This is a genomic window from Neotamlana nanhaiensis (assembly GCF_000943555.1).
GTDB lineage: Bacteria > Bacteroidota > Bacteroidia > Flavobacteriales > Flavobacteriaceae > Neotamlana > Neotamlana nanhaiensis.
Genome location: NZ_JTDV01000003.1, coordinates 75,145 through 94,330 on the forward strand (window position 1 = coordinate 75,145; position 19,186 = coordinate 94,330).

The 19,186-nt window shown below is 33.3% G+C and carries 18 protein-coding genes; 7 read left to right on the top strand and 11 right to left on the bottom strand.

Annotated features, from left to right (window positions below; all coding sequences use genetic code 11):
- Nucleotides 1–21: 21 nt before the first annotated feature.
- Together PK35_RS05705 and PK35_RS05710 are read left to right on the top strand one after the other, a co-directional pair.
- Nucleotides 22–579 (top strand): DUF4252 domain-containing protein, encoded by a 558-nt coding sequence (locus tag PK35_RS05705; protein WP_044625746.1) that lies wholly within the window; start codon nucleotides 22–24, stop codon nucleotides 577–579.
- Nucleotides 580–597: 18 nt separating this feature from the next.
- On the top strand, nucleotides 598–1,140 hold the full coding sequence (locus PK35_RS05710) for a DUF4252 domain-containing protein (RefSeq protein WP_044625747.1): 543 nt from the start codon (nucleotides 598–600) through the stop codon (nucleotides 1,138–1,140).
- Between the two features lie 169 nt (nucleotides 1,141–1,309).
- On the opposite strand, the gene PK35_RS05715 is transcribed toward PK35_RS05710, so the two are convergent.
- The 3 genes from PK35_RS05715 to PK35_RS05725 all read right to left on the bottom strand — a co-directional run bounded on the left by PK35_RS05715 (nucleotide 1,310) and on the right by PK35_RS05725 (nucleotide 3,553).
- Nucleotides 1,310–1,498 carry a hypothetical protein gene (locus tag PK35_RS05715; protein WP_044625748.1) on the bottom strand — a complete coding sequence of 63 codons (189 nt, stop codon included), beginning with the start codon at nucleotides 1,496–1,498 and terminating at the stop codon, nucleotides 1,310–1,312.
- 4 nt (nucleotides 1,499–1,502) lie between these two features.
- The gene (gene purB, locus PK35_RS05720) at nucleotides 1,503–2,846 is read right to left on the bottom strand and encodes an adenylosuccinate lyase (RefSeq protein WP_044625749.1); all 1,344 of its coding nucleotides are present in this window, start codon (nucleotides 2,844–2,846) and stop codon (nucleotides 1,503–1,505) included.
- A 146-nt stretch (nucleotides 2,847–2,992) separates the two neighbouring features.
- Entirely contained in the window at nucleotides 2,993–3,553 is a 561-nt protein-coding gene (locus PK35_RS05725; protein ID WP_044625750.1) for a hypothetical protein, read from the bottom strand.
- Nucleotides 3,554–3,626: 73 nt separating this feature from the next.
- Between PK35_RS05725 and PK35_RS05730 the strand changes: the two genes are divergently transcribed.
- The gene (locus tag PK35_RS05730) at nucleotides 3,627–4,865 is read left to right on the top strand and encodes a glycosyltransferase (RefSeq protein WP_044625751.1); all 1,239 of its coding nucleotides are present in this window, start codon (nucleotides 3,627–3,629) and stop codon (nucleotides 4,863–4,865) included.
- 24 nt (nucleotides 4,866–4,889) lie between these two features.
- Here PK35_RS05730 and PK35_RS05735 read toward each other — a convergent pair whose 3' ends face one another.
- Nucleotides 4,890–5,567: an SIR2 family NAD-dependent protein deacylase gene (locus tag PK35_RS05735; RefSeq protein WP_044625752.1), complete on the bottom strand. Its 678-nt coding sequence runs from the start codon at nucleotides 5,565–5,567 to the stop codon at nucleotides 4,890–4,892.
- 140 nt (nucleotides 5,568–5,707) lie between these two features.
- Here PK35_RS05735 and PK35_RS05740 point away from each other — a divergent pair, with 140 nt between their 5' ends.
- Together PK35_RS05740 and PK35_RS05745 are read left to right on the top strand one after the other, a co-directional pair.
- On the top strand, nucleotides 5,708–6,361 hold the full coding sequence (locus tag PK35_RS05740; RefSeq protein ID WP_044625753.1) for a TrmH family RNA methyltransferase: 654 nt from the start codon (nucleotides 5,708–5,710) through the stop codon (nucleotides 6,359–6,361).
- 42 nt (nucleotides 6,362–6,403) lie between these two features.
- The gene (locus PK35_RS05745; RefSeq protein ID WP_044625754.1) at nucleotides 6,404–6,931 is read left to right on the top strand and encodes an SRPBCC family protein; all 528 of its coding nucleotides are present in this window, start codon (nucleotides 6,404–6,406) and stop codon (nucleotides 6,929–6,931) included.
- Nucleotide 6,932: 1 nt separating this feature from the next.
- Here PK35_RS05745 and PK35_RS05750 read toward each other — a convergent pair whose 3' ends face one another.
- The 6 genes from PK35_RS05750 to PK35_RS05775 form a co-directional block, all read right to left on the bottom strand.
- Nucleotides 6,933–7,700 (bottom strand): carboxypeptidase-like regulatory domain-containing protein, encoded by a 768-nt coding sequence (locus tag PK35_RS05750; RefSeq protein WP_044625755.1) that lies wholly within the window; start codon nucleotides 7,698–7,700, stop codon nucleotides 6,933–6,935.
- A gap of 140 nt (nucleotides 7,701–7,840) precedes the next feature.
- Nucleotides 7,841–9,598 (bottom strand): DEAD/DEAH box helicase, encoded by a 1,758-nt coding sequence (locus PK35_RS05755; protein WP_044625756.1) that lies wholly within the window; start codon nucleotides 9,596–9,598, stop codon nucleotides 7,841–7,843.
- Nucleotides 9,599–9,959: 361 nt separating this feature from the next.
- Nucleotides 9,960–10,265, bottom strand: coding sequence for a hypothetical protein (locus PK35_RS05760; protein ID WP_131474395.1), 306 nt, complete (start codon nucleotides 10,263–10,265; stop codon nucleotides 9,960–9,962).
- Between the two features lie 269 nt (nucleotides 10,266–10,534).
- Complete coding sequence (locus PK35_RS05765; protein ID WP_044625758.1) at nucleotides 10,535–11,485, bottom strand: alpha/beta fold hydrolase; 951 nt, start codon at nucleotides 11,483–11,485, stop codon at nucleotides 10,535–10,537.
- 11 nt (nucleotides 11,486–11,496) lie between these two features.
- A complete protein-coding gene (locus PK35_RS05770; RefSeq protein ID WP_044625759.1) occupies nucleotides 11,497–12,729 on the bottom strand; it encodes a M48 family metallopeptidase in 1,233 nt (410 codons plus the stop codon).
- Nucleotides 12,730–12,876: 147 nt separating this feature from the next.
- A complete protein-coding gene (locus PK35_RS05775; protein WP_044625760.1) occupies nucleotides 12,877–13,719 on the bottom strand; it encodes a TrmH family RNA methyltransferase in 843 nt (280 codons plus the stop codon).
- A gap of 84 nt (nucleotides 13,720–13,803) precedes the next feature.
- On the opposite strand from PK35_RS05775, the gene PK35_RS05780 reads away from it, so the two are divergent.
- Nucleotides 13,804–14,595, top strand: coding sequence for a DUF6503 family protein (locus PK35_RS05780; RefSeq protein WP_044625761.1), 792 nt, complete (start codon nucleotides 13,804–13,806; stop codon nucleotides 14,593–14,595).
- 321 nt (nucleotides 14,596–14,916) lie between these two features.
- Nucleotides 14,917–17,535, top strand: a complete 2,619-nt coding sequence (locus PK35_RS05785; protein WP_044625762.1) for a T9SS type A sorting domain-containing protein — start codon at nucleotides 14,917–14,919, stop codon at nucleotides 17,533–17,535.
- 372 nt (nucleotides 17,536–17,907) lie between these two features.
- On the opposite strand, the gene PK35_RS05790 is transcribed toward PK35_RS05785, so the two are convergent.
- Complete coding sequence (locus tag PK35_RS05790) at nucleotides 17,908–19,185, bottom strand: amidohydrolase family protein (protein WP_044625763.1); 1,278 nt, start codon at nucleotides 19,183–19,185, stop codon at nucleotides 17,908–17,910.
- Nucleotide 19,186 lies beyond the last annotated feature (1 nt).

Genomic DNA, 19,186 nt, shown 5'->3' on the forward strand with positions numbered 1-19,186 from the left:
AAAACTTAAAAAAACAAAACCATGAAAAATAAATTAATAGTATTTGTATTTGCCTTAATGTTAATGCCTTTAATTGGTATGGCTCAAAAGGATATTTTTGAAAAATATAGCGATAACGCTAACGTTACTTACGTTAATATTAAGCCTAAAATGTTCCAGATGTTGGCTAAAATTAATATTGATGTAGACGACCCCGAAGCACAAGCTTATATGGATATGGTTAAAAGCATCACCAGTTTTAAAACTATTGTAACCGATAACGCCGGTATCTCAGCCGATGTGTCGAAATGGGTAAAATCGCGCTCTAGCTCGCTTGAAGAACTTATGGAAGTGAAAGATGATGGTACTACGGTTAACTTTTTTGTAAAGGAAGGTAGAGATGCCGACCACGTTAAAGAACTTTTAATTTTTGTTAATGGCATTGATAAGAAAATGGAAGACAAAATTGAAATTAACGGGAAAGAACGTAAAATTGAAACCGTTGTCGTGTCTTTAACTGGCGATATCGATTTAAACGAAATATCGAAACTTACTTCTAAAATGAATATTCCTGGAGGCGAGCATTTAGATAAAAAATAATAAACACAACAATCAATCATGCAACGAACAATTTCAAACCTTTTATTAGTAGTAATTACCGCAGTTTTTTTTACAAGCTGCGGTAACGAACCTAGCTTACAACAGTATTATGTTAACAACCAAGAATCGGTTAATTTTATAAGTCAAGATTTTCCGTTATCGATGGTAGAAATTGATAAAAGCGACTTTACCGAAGACCAACTTGAAGCTTACAACTCGGTTAAAAAACTAAATTTTTTAGGGTTTAAGTCTAACAATTCAAATACAGAAGCTTATAATGCAGAAATTGCTAAAGTGAAACAAATTTTGGCAAACGAAAAGTACAACGATTTAATGGAGTTTAGCGATAAAGGCAACCGAATTGTGGTGAAATATTTAGGTGAAGATGATGAAGCCGATGAGGTTATTGTGTTTGGTAGCGCTAAAGAAACAGGCTTTGGTATTGTTAGGGTTTTAGGAAATGATATGAACCCCGATAAAATGATGACTTTAATAAGTGCTTTTCAAAAAGCTGATGTTGATGAAAAGCAAATTGAAAATATTATAAATTTCTTTAAGTAATTTATAGTTATATGTTAATACGAAAATAGGCTGTTTTAAAAGTTAAGTTTTGTCAATCTGAATTTATTTCAGATTCTTAAAACGCATTGTAAATCTGATTAACCAGATCCTGAATCAAGTTCAGGATGACAGAGATTTACGAACTTTTAAAACAGCCTATTTATTTTATTTAATCTTCTAAATCTTGATCTTGGTTTTTAATTCCCGATCTAAACACATTAATTGCAATGGCAAAAAACATTAAGGTTAATACTGTTAAAACCAAGAAATTATCCAGAATATCTAACAAGCCACAAGCAAAAAATCCGCCGACTAAAAATCCGGAAACGACTAGTGTTTGTTGGTTGTTTAACATCATAATTTTAAATACCAGTATAGTTACTTGGCGTAATTGCTTTTAACTCTGTTTTTATTTCGTTTGAAACCTCTAAGGTATCAATAAAATTTGAAATAGAGTTTTGGTTAATTTTTTCGTTGGTTCTGGTTAATCCTTTTAAAGCTTCATACGGATTTGGATACCCTTCGCGACGCAAAATAGTTTGTATCGCTTCTGCAACGACTGCCCAGTTATTTTCTAAATCTTCAGCAAATTTACTATCGTTTAAAAGTAACTTGTTTAAACCTTTTAAAGTTGATTTAAAACCTATCAATGTATGCCCAAACGGTACACCAACGTTACGTAATACGGTACTGTCGGTTAAATCGCGTTGTAAACGAGAAATAGGTAATTTAGCTGCTAAATGCTCGAAAATAGCGTTTGCAATACCTAAGTTACCTTCAGAGTTTTCAAAATCTATAGGATTTACTTTGTGTGGCATGGCGCTACTACCAACTTCACCTTTTTTAATTTTTTGTTTAAAATAATCCATCGACACATAAGTCCACACATCACGATCTAAATCAATGATAATATTGTTGATGCGTTTTAAAGTATCAAAAAGCGCTGCCATGTGGTCGTAATGCTCAATTTGTGTAGTAGGGAAGGAGTGTTGTAATCCTAATTTTTCCTGCACAAACTTAGTACCAAAAGCTTTCCAATCAATGTTTGGGTAAGCCACGTGGTGTGCGTTAAAGTTTCCTGTGGCACCACCAAATTTAGCAGCACTCGGTATATCGTTAAGTAAATTAAATTGTTCCTCTAAACGCACCACAAAAACTTCAATTTCTTTACCTAAACGCGTTGGAGACGCTGGTTGACCGTGCGTACGCGCTAGCATAGAAATATTTGCCCATTCGGTTACCAACTCCTTAAGTTTGTTTAAAACTGTAAAATATTCAGGCACATAAACATCGTTCATAGCTTCCTTTATGCTTAAAGGAATAGCGGTGTTATTGATGTCTTGAGAGGTTAAACCAAAGTGGATAAACTCTTTATAAGCAGATAAGTCTAAAGCATCAAATTTTTCTTTAATAAAGTACTCTACCGCTTTAACATCGTGGTTGGTTACTTTTTCAATATCTTTTATCGCCGTAGCATCATCGGCAGAAAAATTCTTATAAATAGCACGTAAATCTTCAAAAATTGAAGCGTCTACAGTTTTTAATTGTGGTAGTGGTATTTCGCAAAGCGCGATAAAATATTCTATTTCTACTAAAACACGATATTTTATTAAAGCTTCTTCCGAAAAATAATCGGCTAAAGCATTGGCTTTACTTCTATAACGTCCATCAATTGGTGAGATGGCATTTAATGTTGAAAGTGACATATTTATGTGTGTTGTTTTAAAAGCGCAAATATAGGTTTTTTAAGCGATAAAGATGGCGGTGCAAATTTCAAATTTCAAAAAATAGGAAATTCTAACTTATAACGCATTTATCAATAAAATTGCTTGTTTAAAAACGTAATTTCTTGTTATTTTAATTTTTTCAGAATCCGTTTTGCTCGGGCTTTAAACGCGGCAGATTGTTGCGAAAAATCGCGTTCTAAAATGGTTTTTAGTTCGGGGTGAATCCAATCGAAATCCTTACCAAATAAAAACAAGGTGTGCATGCTATAGGCTTTTGCGGCTACCTTTTCGTTGTTAATCATATAATCGAAACACAGTTCTATAATACGTTCTTTATGTTCGGGTTTTAAAGTTTGTTTTATAGCATTTTCGGTTTTGCTATAATAGGCATTGGCTAAATATTCGCAAACTTTTGCCACAGGACGTACCGCAGGATCGAGGTGTACTTTATGCATGTTTTGGGTGAAATAATCGAGATGCGGAATTATATAATCTAAGTTTTCTCCGCAGGTAAATTCTAACACCCAAGCCGCTTTACAAGAAATTTTATCATCAACTTGGAATAAAATTTCGAGTAAATTTGAAATTAATTCAGGATTAGAAAGTAATAAATTTGCATAAAGCAAACGCTTTTCGCGCGAATGGTTTACATAGTTTAGTTCCTCGTAAAGTTGCTGAGTAGTCATCTATTTTGTTAATTTGAGGTTTAAAAATAACTAAAATTTGTTGCGGTTTTTGTTGGAATTGGTGATAATTTAAATGAAAAAACAAACATTATTAATAATTGGCTCGGTATGGCCCGAACCCAAAAGTTCGGCGGCAGGAAGCCGAATGATGCAATTAATTGAGGTATTTTTAAAACAGAATTACACCATTACATTTGCGACAACTACAGCGAAAACTGAAAATGCTTTTGATTTAATTGCCCTAGGAATTTCAGAAAAGCAAATAAAACTCAACGATTCAAGTTTTGATGATTTTATATTGAAGCTTAAGCCAGATATTGTGATGTTCGATAGGTTTATGACCGAAGAACAATTTGGGTGGCGTATCGCACAACATTGCCCCAATGCATTACGAATTTTAGATACCGAAGATTTGCATTGCTTACGCAAAGGCAGACAGCAAGCATTTAAAGAGAACGCTAATTTTAATGCCAGTTATTTATTTAATGATGTTGCAAAACGAGAAATAGCCAGTATTTATCGTTGTGATATAAGTTTAATAATCTCGGAAATTGAAATGGAAATTTTAAAGCAACAATTTAAAGTTCCAGAATCTATTTTATCTTATTTGCCTTTTTTACTAAATGCTATTGAAGCTGATGCCATAAAAAAACTACCAAAGTTTGAAGATAGAGCACATTTTATAACGATTGGGAATTTTCTGCACGAACCCAATTACAACGGCGTATTGTATTTAAAAGAAACCATTTGGCCGCTTATAAAAAAGGCATTGCCTAAAGCTGAAATGCATATTTATGGGGCTTATGCATCGCAAAAAGTGAATCAGTTGCACAACGAAAAGCAGGGTTTTTTAATAAAAGGGTTTGCTGATGATGTGCATGAAGTTATGCAGCAAGCCAAAGTCTGTGTAGCATCATTACGATTTGGTGCTGGTTTAAAAGGTAAATTAGTTGATGCCATGCAAAACGGCACACCTTGCGTTATGACTTCAATTGCTGCAGAGGGTATGTTTGGCGAGTTTCAACCAAACGGATTTGTAAATGATACACCTGAAACTTTCGCAGATCAAGCGGTTAGCCTCTATAAAAATGAATCAATCTGGTGCGAAAAACAAGAGAATGGCTTCCAAGTTATCAATGGACGTTTTCATAGATCTCAGTTTATAAATACTTTTCTAAATTTGGTTACAGAGACTAAACAACAACTTCAAACCAAACGGTATGAAAACTTCACAGGGCAAATGCTGATGCATCATACTATGCAAAGTACCAAGTTTATGAGTAAATGGATTGAGGAGAAAAATAAAGGATAAATAAAACGTTTAAAACTTTATTTTTTACTTCAAAAATTCAGTAATAACTTTTCTAACCCCAATAGTAGCATTTTCAGCAATAACAGTTAGGTTTTTATTCGAGTCGACGCTAGGTTTGGGGTCTATAAAATACACAGGTATACCACTAGGGGCATAATGCATTAATCCTGCTGCGGGATACACTTGCATAGATGTACCAATAATCATTAAAATATCGGCGGTTTCACAAATTTCCATAGCTTTTTCAATCATGGGTACATCTTCACCAAACCAAACAATATGAGGACGAATTTGATGTCCACTATCACATAAATCACCTAGAAGAATATCTGTTTTGCAATCAAATACATCATTAATGTTACCCGTACTTCGCGCTTTTAATAATTCACCATGCAAATGAATAACATTTGTACTACCAGCGCGTTCATGCAAATCATCAACATTTTGAGTAATTATTGAAACTTTAAATTCTTTTTCAAGCGCCGCTAAATCCAAATGTGCTTGGTTGGGTTTTACGGTTAAAAGTTGTTTGCGACGTTGGTTATAAAAGTCTAAAACCAATTCTGGGTTTGCTTTAAAACCTTCGGGCGACGCTACTTCCATAACGTCATGACCTTCCCATAACCCATCAGCATCTCTAAAAGTTTTTATACCACTTTCGGCACTCATGCCTGCTCCTGTAAGTACAACTACGTGTTTCATGTTATAAAGATAATAACTTACATCATTACGAGGAAGGTACGAGCGAAGTAATCTCATTAACGGAACTAAAAATAATCAGATTACCACGTCGCTCGTGTCTTGCTTCTTGCAATGACACTAACATTTCTTATTTTTGAAAAATGACAGACATCAAACTCCTAGAACATCTCGAATCTTTCCTAACCGAAAAACGATTAGAACGCTTTAATAAAGTTTTACCTCAACGAACTAAACACTTTACGGTTGCTACAGAAGATGTATATCAATTACATAACACTAGCGCCGTAATACGCAGTTGTGATGTGTTTGGTATACAAGAAGTAAATATTGTAGAGGAGGTAAACACGAAGCGCATTGATCGTGAAATTGCCATGGGTGCCCAAAAATGGGTGGATTTAAACCGATTTAATACTGTAAAAGATTGCATAAAAAGTTTAAAACAAAACGGCTATCAAATTGTGGCTACCACACCGCATACAAACGATACACTATTGCATGAGTTTGATGTTACTAAAAAATCGTGCTTTTTTTTTGGGCGAGAAACCGAAGGGTTATCCGATGAGGTTTTAAATGCGGCAGATTGCTTTTTAAAAATACCAATGGTTGGTTTTACCGAGAGTTTAAACATATCGGTATCAGCTGCTATAATTTTGCAGCACGTTACAACAAAGCTAAAACAAACACAAATAAATTGGCAACTTACTGAAGAAGAATTGCTTGAAAAACGATTAGATTGGTGTAAAAAAACAATTAAAAGCTACGAACAAATTATAGAAAACTTTTATAAGTTGTAACAATTTTGCTAAATTTAAGAACTAAACTTAAAACTATCCGCCATGTATATAGCGCTTTATGTTGTTCTTACCATTGCTATTATTTTTGTTTTATTAACCTTAATTGCACCAAAATCGTATAGTGTTAGTCGAACTATTGAAATAAATAAACCAATAGCTGAAGTGTTTTCTTATTTAAAATTAATTAAAAATCAAGATAATTGGTCGCCTTGGAAAAAGAAGGATCCAAATATGAAACAAGAGTTTGTTGGAACCGATGGTGAAATAGGATTCATCTCGAAATGGGAAGGCAATAAAGAAGTTGGTATAGGCGAACAGGAAATAAAAAAGATAGAAAACAATTATAAAATTGAAACCGAACTACGGTTTTTAAAACCTTGGAAATCTTTATCGAATGCCTTTTTAATGGTAGATGATATTGATGAAACCACCACAAAAGTTACTTGGGGATTTTCTGGAAGCAATCCTGCACCGACCAATATTTTTATGTTGTTTTTTAATTTTGAGAAAGCCGTTGGAAAAGATTTTGAAACAGGCTTAGCAGAATTAAAAGCAATTTTAGAGAACTAAATTAGCCTCTATTTCTACTTAATAGTTTGTATTCTTCGTAGCATTCACTAATAGCATCAAGAATCTGTAAATCGTTTGCAGTTTGTATAAAACCTTTAGAGTAGTTGCATTGGTTTACAATTTCATCTAAATCTACTTTATCTACTTGCAATAATGCCGTAAGCATTTCCCGATCAAAACGAGAGGCCAAAAGATTTCTAATTTGGTCGTCCTCTTTCATTTGTTTTAATTTTCTAAGCTCATTAGGTTTTTTACCAAACATGCGGTGTAAAAAATCTGCGGGATTAAAAATAGAGCCTAAAACTTTTGATACAGCCGATTTTTTCCCCGACTCATAACCTGTGCCCGATAAACCAGAAATACTGTAACGGTAGTTGTCGTTTGGCGCAGGTACTTGTTTTATATCAACTTCTAAATAGCCTGTTAAAGTTAATTGGTTTACAACAACTTCTTCTAGAGCTAAAGCAAGCTCGGTTAAGGCAATTTCAGAGCTTCCAAACTTTAACCAGTCGTTGGTAACTCTAACTTTAATCGATTTAAAACCTAAGTAAGAAAAATGAAGCGTGTCGTTCGCTTTAGCCGAAATAGCGAATTCTCCTTTTTTATTGGTAATGGTTCCTTTTACTTGGTTAAGGTTAACAATGTTTACACTTTCAAGAGGTGTACCGTCGGCAGAATTTATAACCACACCAATAACCTTTTCGGCGTCTTGTGCAAAACAAAATACCGATGTGAATAATAAGGCAAAAAGGAATAAGTATAACTTCATTTTAATGTATTATAGCGTAAAAATACTAAAGAATAATTTAGTAGGCGTTTTATGAGTTTTTATTTGACTTAAAATTAACAAAAAAGTTTAATTTAAACGGAAGTCTTTAGCAGTTAAACTAAAGACTTCCAAAAAATATTTTATCTACGTGAGCGTCTTGGGCGAGAAGCTCCAAAACCAGCACCAGATTTAACACGTTTGTTACCGCCTTGTTTGTTTTCGCTACGTCTTCCGCCACCGCGATTATCTTTTTTCTTACCACCACGTTTACGATCGCGTCTTCCGCCACCGCCACCACGGTTCTCAGAAACTTCAACATTTACAAAACGTCCGTTATGCTTAAAGTCGGTAAAATGTGCTAAAACTTTCTCTTGTAACTCGTTTTCGGTATTAAAAAATGAAAAACTGTCTTTAGTTTCAACTTTAAATAAATCATCACGACCTAAACCAAGTTGATCACGTAAAAAGTCTTTCAACTTCATCCAATCGTAGCCATCTTTTCTACCTACATTAATAAAGTAACGTGTCGCATTTCCGCTGAAGCTTCGTCCGCTATCACGATCACCACCTTTATCGGAAACATTTAAGTTTTCAGTATTTTTATAATAATTGAAGAAACGTGTAAACTCTACCGAGAAGAATTTTTTAATTAATTCGTCTTTGCTAGTATCTTCAAAAAGTTCGTTTATACTGCTTAAATATTTATCAATTTCATGATTGATTTTGGTGTTGTGTACTTTGTTTGCAAGCGACATAAGTTGTACTTCGCAAATTTCCATACCATCAGGAATATCCTTTTTCTCGAATTGGCGCTTAATAATACGCTCAATGCTTTTTATTTTACGCACCTCACTTTTACTTACAATTACCATTGAAACACCCGTTTTTCCTGCACGTCCAGTACGCCCAGAACGGTGTGTGTAAGTTTCAATTTCGTCTGGCAATTGGTAGTTTATTACGTGCGTTACATCGTCTACATCAATACCACGAGCGGCCACATCGGTAGCAACAAGCATTTGTATTTGGTTTTTTCTAAAGGCATTCATTACCAAATCACGTTGGTTCTGACTTAAATCACCGTGAAGAGCGCCTGCATTGTAACCGTCTTCAATTAGTTTTTCCGCAACTTTTTGAGTGTCACGTTTGGTGCGGCAGAAAATAACCGAGAAAATATCTGGATTGGCATCGGCCAAACGTTTTAAAGCTAAATAACGATCTCTAGCATTTACCAAATAATATTCGTGCGATACATTTGTAGTGCTTTCGTTTTTATTACCCACAGTAATTTCTTGCGGGTTATACATAAAGTTTTTAGCAATAGCTGCCACTTCTTTAGGCATTGTTGCCGAAAATAACCAAGTACTTTTATCGGTAGGGGTGTACGATAAAATATCGGTAATATCTTCTTTAAAGCCCATGTTTAGCATTTCGTCAGCCTCATCTAAAACCGAATATTCAATTTTAGAAATATCAACCATTTTTCTGCTAATCATGTCTTTCATTCTACCAGGTGTAGCTACAATAATTTGTGCACCGCGTTTAATTTCGCGAGCTTGCTCGGTAATACTAGAACCACCATAAACGGCTACTACGTTTAATCCTTTACAATATTTACCATACAATTTCATTTCGTTGGCAATTTGTAAACAAAGTTCGCGTGTAGGCGATAAAATTAAGCCTTGAGTAGTACGGCTTTCTACATTAATTTTTTGTAGCATAGGGAAACCAAAAGCGGCTGTTTTACCAGTTCCAGTTTGCGCTAAGGCTACTAAATCTTCATCCGAATTTAATAATAAAGGAATTGCTTTTTGTTGTACTTCGCTTGGTTTTGTAAAACCTAAATCTGTAATACCTTGTAATAGGTCGTCATTAAGACCTAAATCTTGGAATGTGCTCATTCTGTTTTTAATATGTATGCGATTTTATTATGTAGTGTTACATAAGAAGCGAATCGACATACTTAAAACCAGCTTTCTTGTAACACATCCTCACCCTGAGGAATTTTTTTGAAACTCATTCTGATTTATTTCAGAATCTCATTCTGTTGAATTTCAAGGCGCAAAGATATATAAAAGTTGCAAGTTTGAAGCGAGAAGTTGGAGTTATTTTAAAAACAATAAAAATTAATAGCTTAAAAGTTATCAAAGTTATTTGTTGAAAATCTGTTATTATATAAGTGAACTTAAAACGTAATATGGGTAGTTAATAGTTTAATTTTTAAAAAGGTCTATTCTATAACTACCCATTATTTAAATAATATTAATCTATAATTATAGTTGCAGTTTCTTTGTAGTGTAGATCTACATAATATAGTTCACCAGATTTTTCAGAGCAATTAACAGGATCTAAATAAAACGCTTGGTTTCCATAAGACTCTGCTTCACCAATTCCAATTTCTATTGTTTCTATTTGATTTGCTCTAACTTGTCCTATGTAGTTTGAGTTAGAGTCATATCCTTCAAAGATATTATGCATACAATCGGTTTGATTTACAATTTTTAGTTTTGCTGTATTGTCATCTTTACTACAAGACATAAAAAGTAAAATTACAGTTAGGTTTGTCAATAAAATTTTTTTCATTTTTGTTTTTAATATTATTACCTACTTCTTGTTTAAAGTCATTTTTCAGTTAATTCGGACTTTTATTTTGTGAAAATTAAACAAGCGAAATTTCTTCAATTAAAAAAATAAGTTCAATTTTTAGATCAGCAATAGAGTGATGCTATATTACTTTTTGATAGAGACAAAATCTAATTAGTGTTTTAAAATAAACAGAAATAAATGAAAGAATGTTTATTGTTTGCTATAAAATAATGAGATAACTAACAACCTAGTTAGTCTAGAAACTCCAACATTTTTTGGTTTATAATTTCAGCTTGGTCTATTGATAAAAAATGACCAGCGTTATTAATAATTTCGCCTTTGCCATTGGGAAGTGTATTGGCTATTTCTACAGTTTTTGGTGAATTAATAACATCGTTATCGCCAATTAAAACCAAAACAGGCATTTGTAGTGATTTTAATTCGTTTTTAGAAAACGGTGTCATAGACGTTATAAACTTATTATTCGATTCTTGTTGAGAACCCAATTTGTATTGATTAATGTATGCGCTATCGATATTAGCCGGATTGCTAGACATACTTTTTAGCATTTGAATGAGTTGTTTTTCTTTTGATGAAAACAAGGTTACAATGTTTTTAAGTAAATCTGTACTTGGTTTAATCCATGAAAATGTTTGAGCAGGACTCAATAATATCAAACTTTTAATTTGCTCTTGATTGTTTAATGCTAAATTAACGGCTAGCCAGCCACCACGAGAAGCACCAATAAGATGAAATTTTTCGAGTTCTAAGGCTTTAAAAATCTCGTTATACCATGCCATTACGTTTTCGATGGCTTCAATATTGTTTTCTAAATTTGACTTTCCAGGTTCAAGGATAAAATCTATGGCAAATACTTTATGGTTTTTTGAAAGGGCTTCAATATTAGGATACCACATTGTTGAACTTGCTTTCATACCATGAAGCAGTACAACAGGTTGGCTATTATTTAAGCCACTAACAATAACATGCGCTGTACCAAACGATGTTGGGATATAAAGCTCTTCAAAATCAATTTGCCATAGTTTTAAAGTTTCATTATAAGCATTAAAATAAGCTTTGTTTGCACCTGAAGCATTAACTAGGTACTCAGGAGTTTCTTTAAATTTATCGTATTTACTGGTGCAGCTTGTAATTGTAATAAGAGATAAAATTAGAAGGAGTTTATAGCTGTTTAAGGTCATTTTGTTCGGGGTTATTTTCTTAAATTCTTAATACGCTGCAACAATGTTGGGTGCGAATAATGCATAAATACATACGCTGGGTGGGGCATTAAATTACTCAAGCTATTTTTATTTAGCTTTTTTAGAGAGGTAATGAGTGGTTCGGCTTTGTAGGTGTTTTTCGCATAATCGTCGGCTTGATATTCAAACTTTCTGGAAAATACATTCATAATTAAACCTGTAATTTCAGAAATTGGCGCGTAAAGCATTCCAAAGGCAATTAAAGCAATGTGAAAACTATGCGTTTCAACGCCTAAAGCATTAGAAAGCAACGGATTTGAAATAAAAAGTGATAACACGTAAAACGTTAGTCCAGTTAGTAATATCGATGCAACTAGGTTAAAAATAATGTGTTTCTTTTTGTAGTGTCCAACTTCATGAGCTAAAACAGCGACAATTTCGTCGTCGTTTAAATCATTAATTAAAGTATCATAAAGTGTAACTCGTTTTTCACTACCAAAACCCGAGAAATACGCATTAGCTTTGGTGCTTCGTTTAGAACCATCGATCACAAAAATTTTGTCGAGTTTAAAGCCAACGGTTTTAGCATAAGCTGAAATTTTATCACGTAAATCGCCAGCTTCAAGTGGCGTTTGTTTATTGAATAGCGGTACAATTAATTTGGAGTAAAACATGTTCATAATTACCGTGAAAAGCGTTACTAATCCCCAAGCGTAAAGCCAGAAATGTTTTCCGGTTATGTTGTAAAACCCAATGATTAACGCTAAAATACCACCACCTAAAATGGCCATCATTAACCATCCTTTTAATTTATCTAAAAAGAAAGTTTTTTTAGTGGTTTTGTTAAATCCGAATTGTTCTTCAATAACAAAAGTGCTGTAATACGAAAATGGCGTGGTTAAAATATCGCTTCCAATCATAATAATTCCGAAGAAAATAAGAGCGATAAAGATGTTGTTATTACTGTAACTTCTAGCGATGTTATCTATAAATTCAAATCCATCAAAAAACAAAAAAGCTAAAGTTAACACTATTGAAAACGTTGAGGTTAAAATTCCGAATTTGTACTTCGTTGCTTTATATTGTTGCGATTTTTGGTATTCGGCATCGTCATAAACATCTTGTAATGCTTCAGGAAGTTCATCATTAAAATGTTTAGCGTTTAAGGCATCTAAAATTTTATCAACCAGAAAATTGATGATTATTATGGCTATTATAATGTAGAATAGGGTGTTTGCGGTCATGTGTGTTATTTATAAGGCTAAAATAAAACTATTAGTCACACTGAGCGCAGTCGAAGTGTATATTTATGATATGATTTAGATTAGAAATGTGAAAACTTTATATCTAGATAATTAAGGTCTTCGACTCCGCTCAGACTGACATTCGGTTTACTTAAAATTACGTTGTCTTTTAGCTTCAAAAATAAGAATTCCAGCAGCAACCGAAACATTCATAGAATCTATTTCGCCTTGCATAGGTATAATAATATTTTGTGTAGCGTTTACGCGCCAATCTTCACTTAAACCAGTAGCTTCGGTGCCCACAACAATGGCCGTAGGTTTAGTGAAATCTTGAGTGTGATAAGCCACCGATTCTTGTAAAATAGCAGCGTAAATATTGATGTTTTTCGACTTTAAAAAATCGATAATTTCTTGCGTACTTCCCGTAACGACGTTATTTGTAAACAAACATCCTACACTAGAGCGTATAATATTAGGGTTGTACAAATCGGTCTTTGGGTTTGCTATAATTACGGCATCGGCATTGGCGGCATCGGCGGTACGTAAAAGCGCACCAATATTTCCTGGCTTTTCTGGGGCTTCTGCAACCAAAATTAAAGGCGCTTCGGTTTTAAAAGTCAGGTTTTTTAAGAGATTCGGTTTGCTTTTTGCTACGGCTATGAGGCCTTCTGTGGTGCTTCGGTAAGCGAGTTTTTCGTAAACGTCTTTAGAGATTTCTATGATGTTTGCTGGGAACTCTGGAACCCTTTTGCTATGCTCAGTGTTATTGGTTTGTTCTAAACTTAATTGTAAATCGTCTAATTGTGCTTTTGAAAATAAATCAGCGTAAAATAAGAGCGTGTCAATCTCGTAACTTCCTTTTATGGCAAGCGAAACCTCGCGTACGCCTTCAATTAGAAATAGCCCCGTTTTTTTACGTTCGCGCGATTTGTCTTTTAATTGTAAAAGCGTCTTTATGTATTTATTTTGTGTGCTAAGTATTGCTTTCATAAGTCGATGCAAAAATAGTTTAATTAATGTAATTTCGGTAGAATACTAACGACAAAGCCTAATTAACCAATCAATTTATAATAAATGAAAAATTTATGTTTAGCCATCATAATGGTGTTCATTACATCGTGTAAAAAAGACACGAACAAATCTCAAATAAATTATAAAACCGAAACGCTCGATGTAACCACAAGTATCTATCCAGAGCCAATTTCTAAAGTGTTTCACGCTCATGGCGGAACAGATACTTGGAATGCCATGAAAACGCTTGAGTTTACAATAGGTAATGAGAAAGGCGATGAGCTAACAACAATAGATTTAAAGCAAAGAAAATCGAGAATTGAATTGCCAAAACATAGTATTGGTTTTGATGGAAAAGCAGTTTGGGTTTTTAATAAAGACACCACCAATTATCAAGGAAATGCTAAGTTTTATCATAACTTGATGTTTTATTTCTGCGGAATGCCTTTTGTTTTCTCAGATTCAGGAATACATTACAGCGAAGCTGAAGCGTTAAATTTTCAAGGTATTACTTACCCCGGAATAAAAATTTCGTACGATGACGGTGTAGGTGCATCATCTGATGATGAATACGTGCTGTATTACCATCCAGAAACTTACAAAATGGAATGGTTAGCGTATACCGTTACTTATTTTACTCAAGAAAAATCGGAGAAATTCAGTTTTGTAAAATACGGAGAGTGGCAAACAGTAAATGGATTGCTATTACCCAAAACAATTTCTTGGTATCATGTTGAAAATGGAGCGCCAACGGAAAAGCGAAATGAGGTGATTTTTAAAGATGTAAAAATATCGAAGGAAAAACTTGATGCTTCAAATTTTATCGCGCCTAAAGGAAGCTTTATTATTGAATAGCTGATTAAAAAAAGTCTTTGAAAAGTGCTTCAATTTTATTGTCAACCTGAACTTGTTTCAGGTTCTCAAACTCCATATTTACAGATTCTGAAACAAGCTCAGAAAGACAATAAGAGGTTGTTTTTAAATATTATCCTAAAGGAGGAATGACAAGCTGTATCAAACATTTATTTTTATATAAGACTAAAAATGATCTTTTTTTTACGCTCAAGCGATTTGTCTTTTAATTGAACCAGTTGACGAATAAACGGGTTATGTAAGTGAAATACAACTTTTGTAGTTAATTATTTACTATGTTTGGTGTGTAAATTTATTATAAATATGAAACAACTTTTACTTTTCTTTTTTTCAATATTTTTTTCTTGGGTTATTTCTGCTCAAGCGACTCCTGCTGGTTGTGAAGATTTAGAATATTATAAATGTGACAGTGATAATGATGGATTCGAAACATTTAATTTAAAGGGCATTTTTCCTTTCCCTTTTTGTAATGCAAGTAGTTATCAATATGAATCTACGCAATATTTTTTGACAGAAGAAGATATGAATAATGGTACAAATACACTTACGTCATATCAAGCATCTTATTACACGGTTAATACAGGTAGCCAAGAAACTATATATTTTAGAGCAAGGTATAGAAGCTCTTGGGGAAATAACTATATAAAAAACTCTGCTCAAATAGGAGTGCTTCAATCTACCTTGGTATATAATATAATCACAGACTTTGTTACGATTGATGAGGATAGGAATGGTGTTGAAAAACTGCCCTTTGCATCTATAACCAATCGTATTTTATCAGACCAAAAAAAATTAAAAGTATCGTATTATTTTTCTCAAAACGATGCAGAAAATAAAACGAATGAAATACTTCCAAGTGACGATTTTAATAGTAACACTTTAGTAACTTTGTTTGCAAGAGTAGAAAATGAACCTTGTGGGTTATTTGAAATCTTTTCATTTAATTTTTATGTTGATCTGCCAAAGATAGATGTTGACCTAAAAGATTTATACGTATGCCAAGACTATTCATCTTACACTGGTTTTGGTAGTTTTAATCTTGAAACTATATCAGATTTAGTTGAGGATGAGTACCCAGAGTTAGATGTTTTATTTTATGAAGGGTGGGACAATTCTAATAATGTTGGGACGAATCGGATTTACAACACAGAAAATTATACAAATTTATATAACCATCAAGTGATTTATGTTTATATTTTTAATCCAAATAACTTGCAAGATTATATTGTTAAATCATTAAAATTAACAGTAGAAAGAAAACCAATATGGGATTATGATAATCTATATGAATGCGATACGGGTGCGATTGATGGGATTGCGGAATTCAACTCTAATGATGCGAAAATTTACGTAAACAACACGAGTGTTGGAGGTTTAGCGTTGTATCGAACTCAGGAGGATGCTGAAGCAGATATTAATAAATTACCGCAATATTTTCAAAATTTAAAGCCTTATAAAGACATAGTCTATTTTCGTTATCAATATGGGAATTGTCTATTATTTGGAAGTATTTATCTTTATGTGAATAATTGCGCTAATAAAGGGGTTCTGTCTATAAGTGCATTTTACGATGAAAATAAGAATGGTTCTTTTTCTATAACAGAGGATTATTTTTCACAAGGTACTTTTACTTATGAAAAGAACAATGATGGGGTTATTCATAATGTGGATGCATCTCGAGGATTTTTTACAATTGAAAGTGAAAATGATACTGATAAGTATACCATAAGCTATACTTTATTTAACGAATTGACAAACTGTTATGAAGTCACAGATGAAATAATGTATAATGTTAGTGTTTCAAGTGGGAAAATAAAACACGTATCTTTTCCTGTTGTTAAGAAACAAACGTGTAGAAATATTGCTGTAGCTTTGTTAAGTGATGAATCACCTCGCCCTGGTTTTAATTATAGTAATAGGTTGCAAATAAAAAACTCAGCACATCAGACCATTAATTCATTAAAAATTAATTTTGAAAAAGATGAGAATGTGGAAGTGATAGAAGTTTTGGGTGTTAGCCCTGAAAACACGCTCACTACGACAAATAACGGATTTGTTTTAAACATTCAAGAGATTGGGGCAAACGAAACTGAGACCCTATTTGTTAATATGAGCGTACCATCCTCATTAAACTTAGGGGATGTATTAACCAACTCTGCTTCGGTTTCAATTTATGATTATAATTCAACTGATAATTCTTCAACACTCACTGAAACAGTAGTAAGCTCTTACGATCCTAACGACATTTTAGAATCTCATGGACCAGAAATTATATATGACGATTTTACTACAGATGATTATTTGTACTACACCATACGATTTCAAAATGTAGGAACCGCAGATGCAATAAATATTTCAATTGACAATACTTTAGATTCCAAATTAGATAAATCGACCATTCAAATGTTAACATCCAGTCATGATTACGTTTTTACAAGAACTAACAATCAATTAAACTGGCAATTTGATGACATACATTTACCGAGTGAAGATATGGACGAACCAAACAGCCATGGCTATGTGTACTACAAAATAAAGCCAACTGCAGGTTACAGTGTTGATGATATTATACCCAATAAAGCCGAAATTTATTTCGATTTTAATGAACCTATAATAACCAATACTTTCGAAACCAAATTTGTAAACGAAACGACACTGTCAAAAGAAGGTTTTTATTCCCAAAACTTTTATACGTATCCAAATCCTACCAGTGAAAACCTTGATTTAATATTTAATACTGCAAGCAAAGGATTAATCGAGATTACCGCTTTTGATTTACAAGGGAAATTAATTTTTAAAACCAATAAGGTATTAGATAACAACAAAACACATTTAAATGTTTCGAAACTCAAAAGTGGCTTTTATATTTTGAAAGTAAAGAAGGATGGTATTGAGAGTGTTAGAAAACTTATTGTTGAATAAATTATAAAAGCCGAAACGCTTGATTTTATCATAAATAAGGAGGAGGCGATGAGGTAACAACAATAGATTTAAAGCAAAGAAAATCTAGAATTGAATTACCAAAACACAGTATTGGTTTTGATGGAAAAGCCGTTTGGATTTTTTACAAAGAAACGGAAAAGCGAAATGAGGTAATTTTTAAAGATGTAAAAATATCTAAGGAAAAGCTTTATGCTTCAAATTTTATCGCCCCTAAAGGTAGTTTTATTATTGAATAGACAAAAAGAGGTTGTTTTTAAGTGTAATTCAGAAGGAGAAACAATCGAAGACTTTATTTATCGAATACTTCGCTTTATTCCTAATGACTACTAAAAACAACCTTTTTTGTTATGCTTAGTTTTCTAATTTCTTAGAATAACGTTTCCAAAGTTTCGTTTGATGCGTTTCCAAACTTAGGTCTCTACCATCAATAAAAGCATGTGTTAAAACGTTTGTTTTCATATCTAGAGCATCACCTTCAGAAATGAACAGAGTGGCACTTTTTCCTTTTTCCAAAGAACCATAATTGGCATCAATACCTAAAATTTTGGCAGCATTTAAGGTGATAAGTTGTAAGGCTTGCGCTTTAGTTAATCCGTGTGCAACTGTAGTTCCTGCATAAAAAGGTAGATTTCTAGAACTCATACGTTCCATATCGCCACTAGCTTCTAAAGCAACGGTTATGCCTACATCGGTTAGTAATTTTGCCATTTTATATGGTAAATCATAATCGTTATCATCTAAACTAGGTAGCGAGTGCGCGCGCATTAGCACCACAGGAATATTATTCTCTTTGAGTAGTTCGTTAGTTTTGTAAGCTTCGGCACCACCAACAACTACCATATTTAGGTTGTTTTCTTTAACGAAATTTACGGCATCGATAATACCTTTTTCCTCATCAACATGAATAAATAATTTTTTAGAACCATCTAAAACATCACTTAAAGCATCGTAAGGTAAATTTACGGTAGATTTACTGCCTTGTAAATAAGCCTTAGCGTTATTGAAATAAGCTCTAATTTCTTGAACTTGCTCTGCATACTCTTTATTTACGCTAACAGACCCCCAACGTCGTCTAAAATTTCGTGGCCAATTTAAATGTACAGCGTCATCAACTTTTACAGCAGCATCTTCCCAGTTCCAAGCATCGAATTGCACTACAGAAGATGTCCCTGTAAGTCGTGCACCACGAGGTGTAATTTGACCTAAAAGTACGCCATTAGGTCTCATAGATTCTACAACTTTCGATTCGGCATTGTAAGCAATTAAACTTCTTATATTGGCATTCCAGTCACCAATTTCGGCATCGTCATCAGATGCTCTTACAGCATCAATTTCTACTAAACCCAAGGTAGAGTTTGGTACAATAAAACCTGGGTAAACATGCTTACCTGTGGCATTTATTATCTTAACATTGCTTGCTATGTTTAGTTTTACTTCATTGGCATCAACAATATTTGTGATTTTTCCATCACTAAAAATAATCGTGCTATTTGCAATAGTTTTTCCATTACCAATATGAGCTGTTGCTCCTGTTATGGCAATATCTTGAGTTTGTTTTGGTGCTGGCGTTTGTTGCGCAAAGGCGGCTATGGCGCACAGCGAAAGTATATATGTTGTTAATTTTTTCATA

Coding starts and splice junctions, on each gene's coding strand:
- PK35_RS05730 (WP_044625751.1), top strand. CDS start 3,627: ATGAAAAAACAAACATTATTAATAATTGGCTCGGTATGGCCCGAACCC.
- PK35_RS05770 (WP_044625759.1), bottom strand. CDS start 12,729: ATGACCGCAAACACCCTATTCTACATTATAATAGCCATAATAATCATC.
- PK35_RS05705 (WP_044625746.1), top strand. CDS start 22: ATGAAAAATAAATTAATAGTATTTGTATTTGCCTTAATGTTAATGCCT.
- PK35_RS05775 (WP_044625760.1), bottom strand. CDS start 13,719: ATGAAAGCAATACTTAGCACACAAAATAAATACATAAAGACGCTTTTA.
- PK35_RS05740 (WP_044625753.1), top strand. CDS start 5,708: ATGACAGACATCAAACTCCTAGAACATCTCGAATCTTTCCTAACCGAA.
- purB (WP_044625749.1), bottom strand. CDS start 2,846: ATGTCACTTTCAACATTAAATGCCATCTCACCAATTGATGGACGTTAT.
- PK35_RS05790 (WP_044625763.1), bottom strand. CDS start 19,185: ATGAAAAAATTAACAACATATATACTTTCGCTGTGCGCCATAGCCGCC.
- PK35_RS05785 (WP_044625762.1), top strand. CDS start 14,917: ATGAAACAACTTTTACTTTTCTTTTTTTCAATATTTTTTTCTTGGGTT.
- PK35_RS05765 (WP_044625758.1), bottom strand. CDS start 11,485: ATGACCTTAAACAGCTATAAACTCCTTCTAATTTTATCTCTTATTACA.
- PK35_RS05750 (WP_044625755.1), bottom strand. CDS start 7,700: ATGAAGTTATACTTATTCCTTTTTGCCTTATTATTCACATCGGTATTT.
- PK35_RS05755 (WP_044625756.1), bottom strand. CDS start 9,598: ATGAGCACATTCCAAGATTTAGGTCTTAATGACGACCTATTACAAGGT.
- PK35_RS05745 (WP_044625754.1), top strand. CDS start 6,404: ATGTATATAGCGCTTTATGTTGTTCTTACCATTGCTATTATTTTTGTT.
- PK35_RS05710 (WP_044625747.1), top strand. CDS start 598: ATGCAACGAACAATTTCAAACCTTTTATTAGTAGTAATTACCGCAGTT.
- PK35_RS05715 (WP_044625748.1), bottom strand. CDS start 1,498: ATGATGTTAAACAACCAACAAACACTAGTCGTTTCCGGATTTTTAGTC.
- PK35_RS05735 (WP_044625752.1), bottom strand. CDS start 5,567: ATGAAACACGTAGTTGTACTTACAGGAGCAGGCATGAGTGCCGAAAGT.
- PK35_RS05780 (WP_044625761.1), top strand. CDS start 13,804: ATGAAAAATTTATGTTTAGCCATCATAATGGTGTTCATTACATCGTGT.
- PK35_RS05725 (WP_044625750.1), bottom strand. CDS start 3,553: ATGACTACTCAGCAACTTTACGAGGAACTAAACTATGTAAACCATTCG.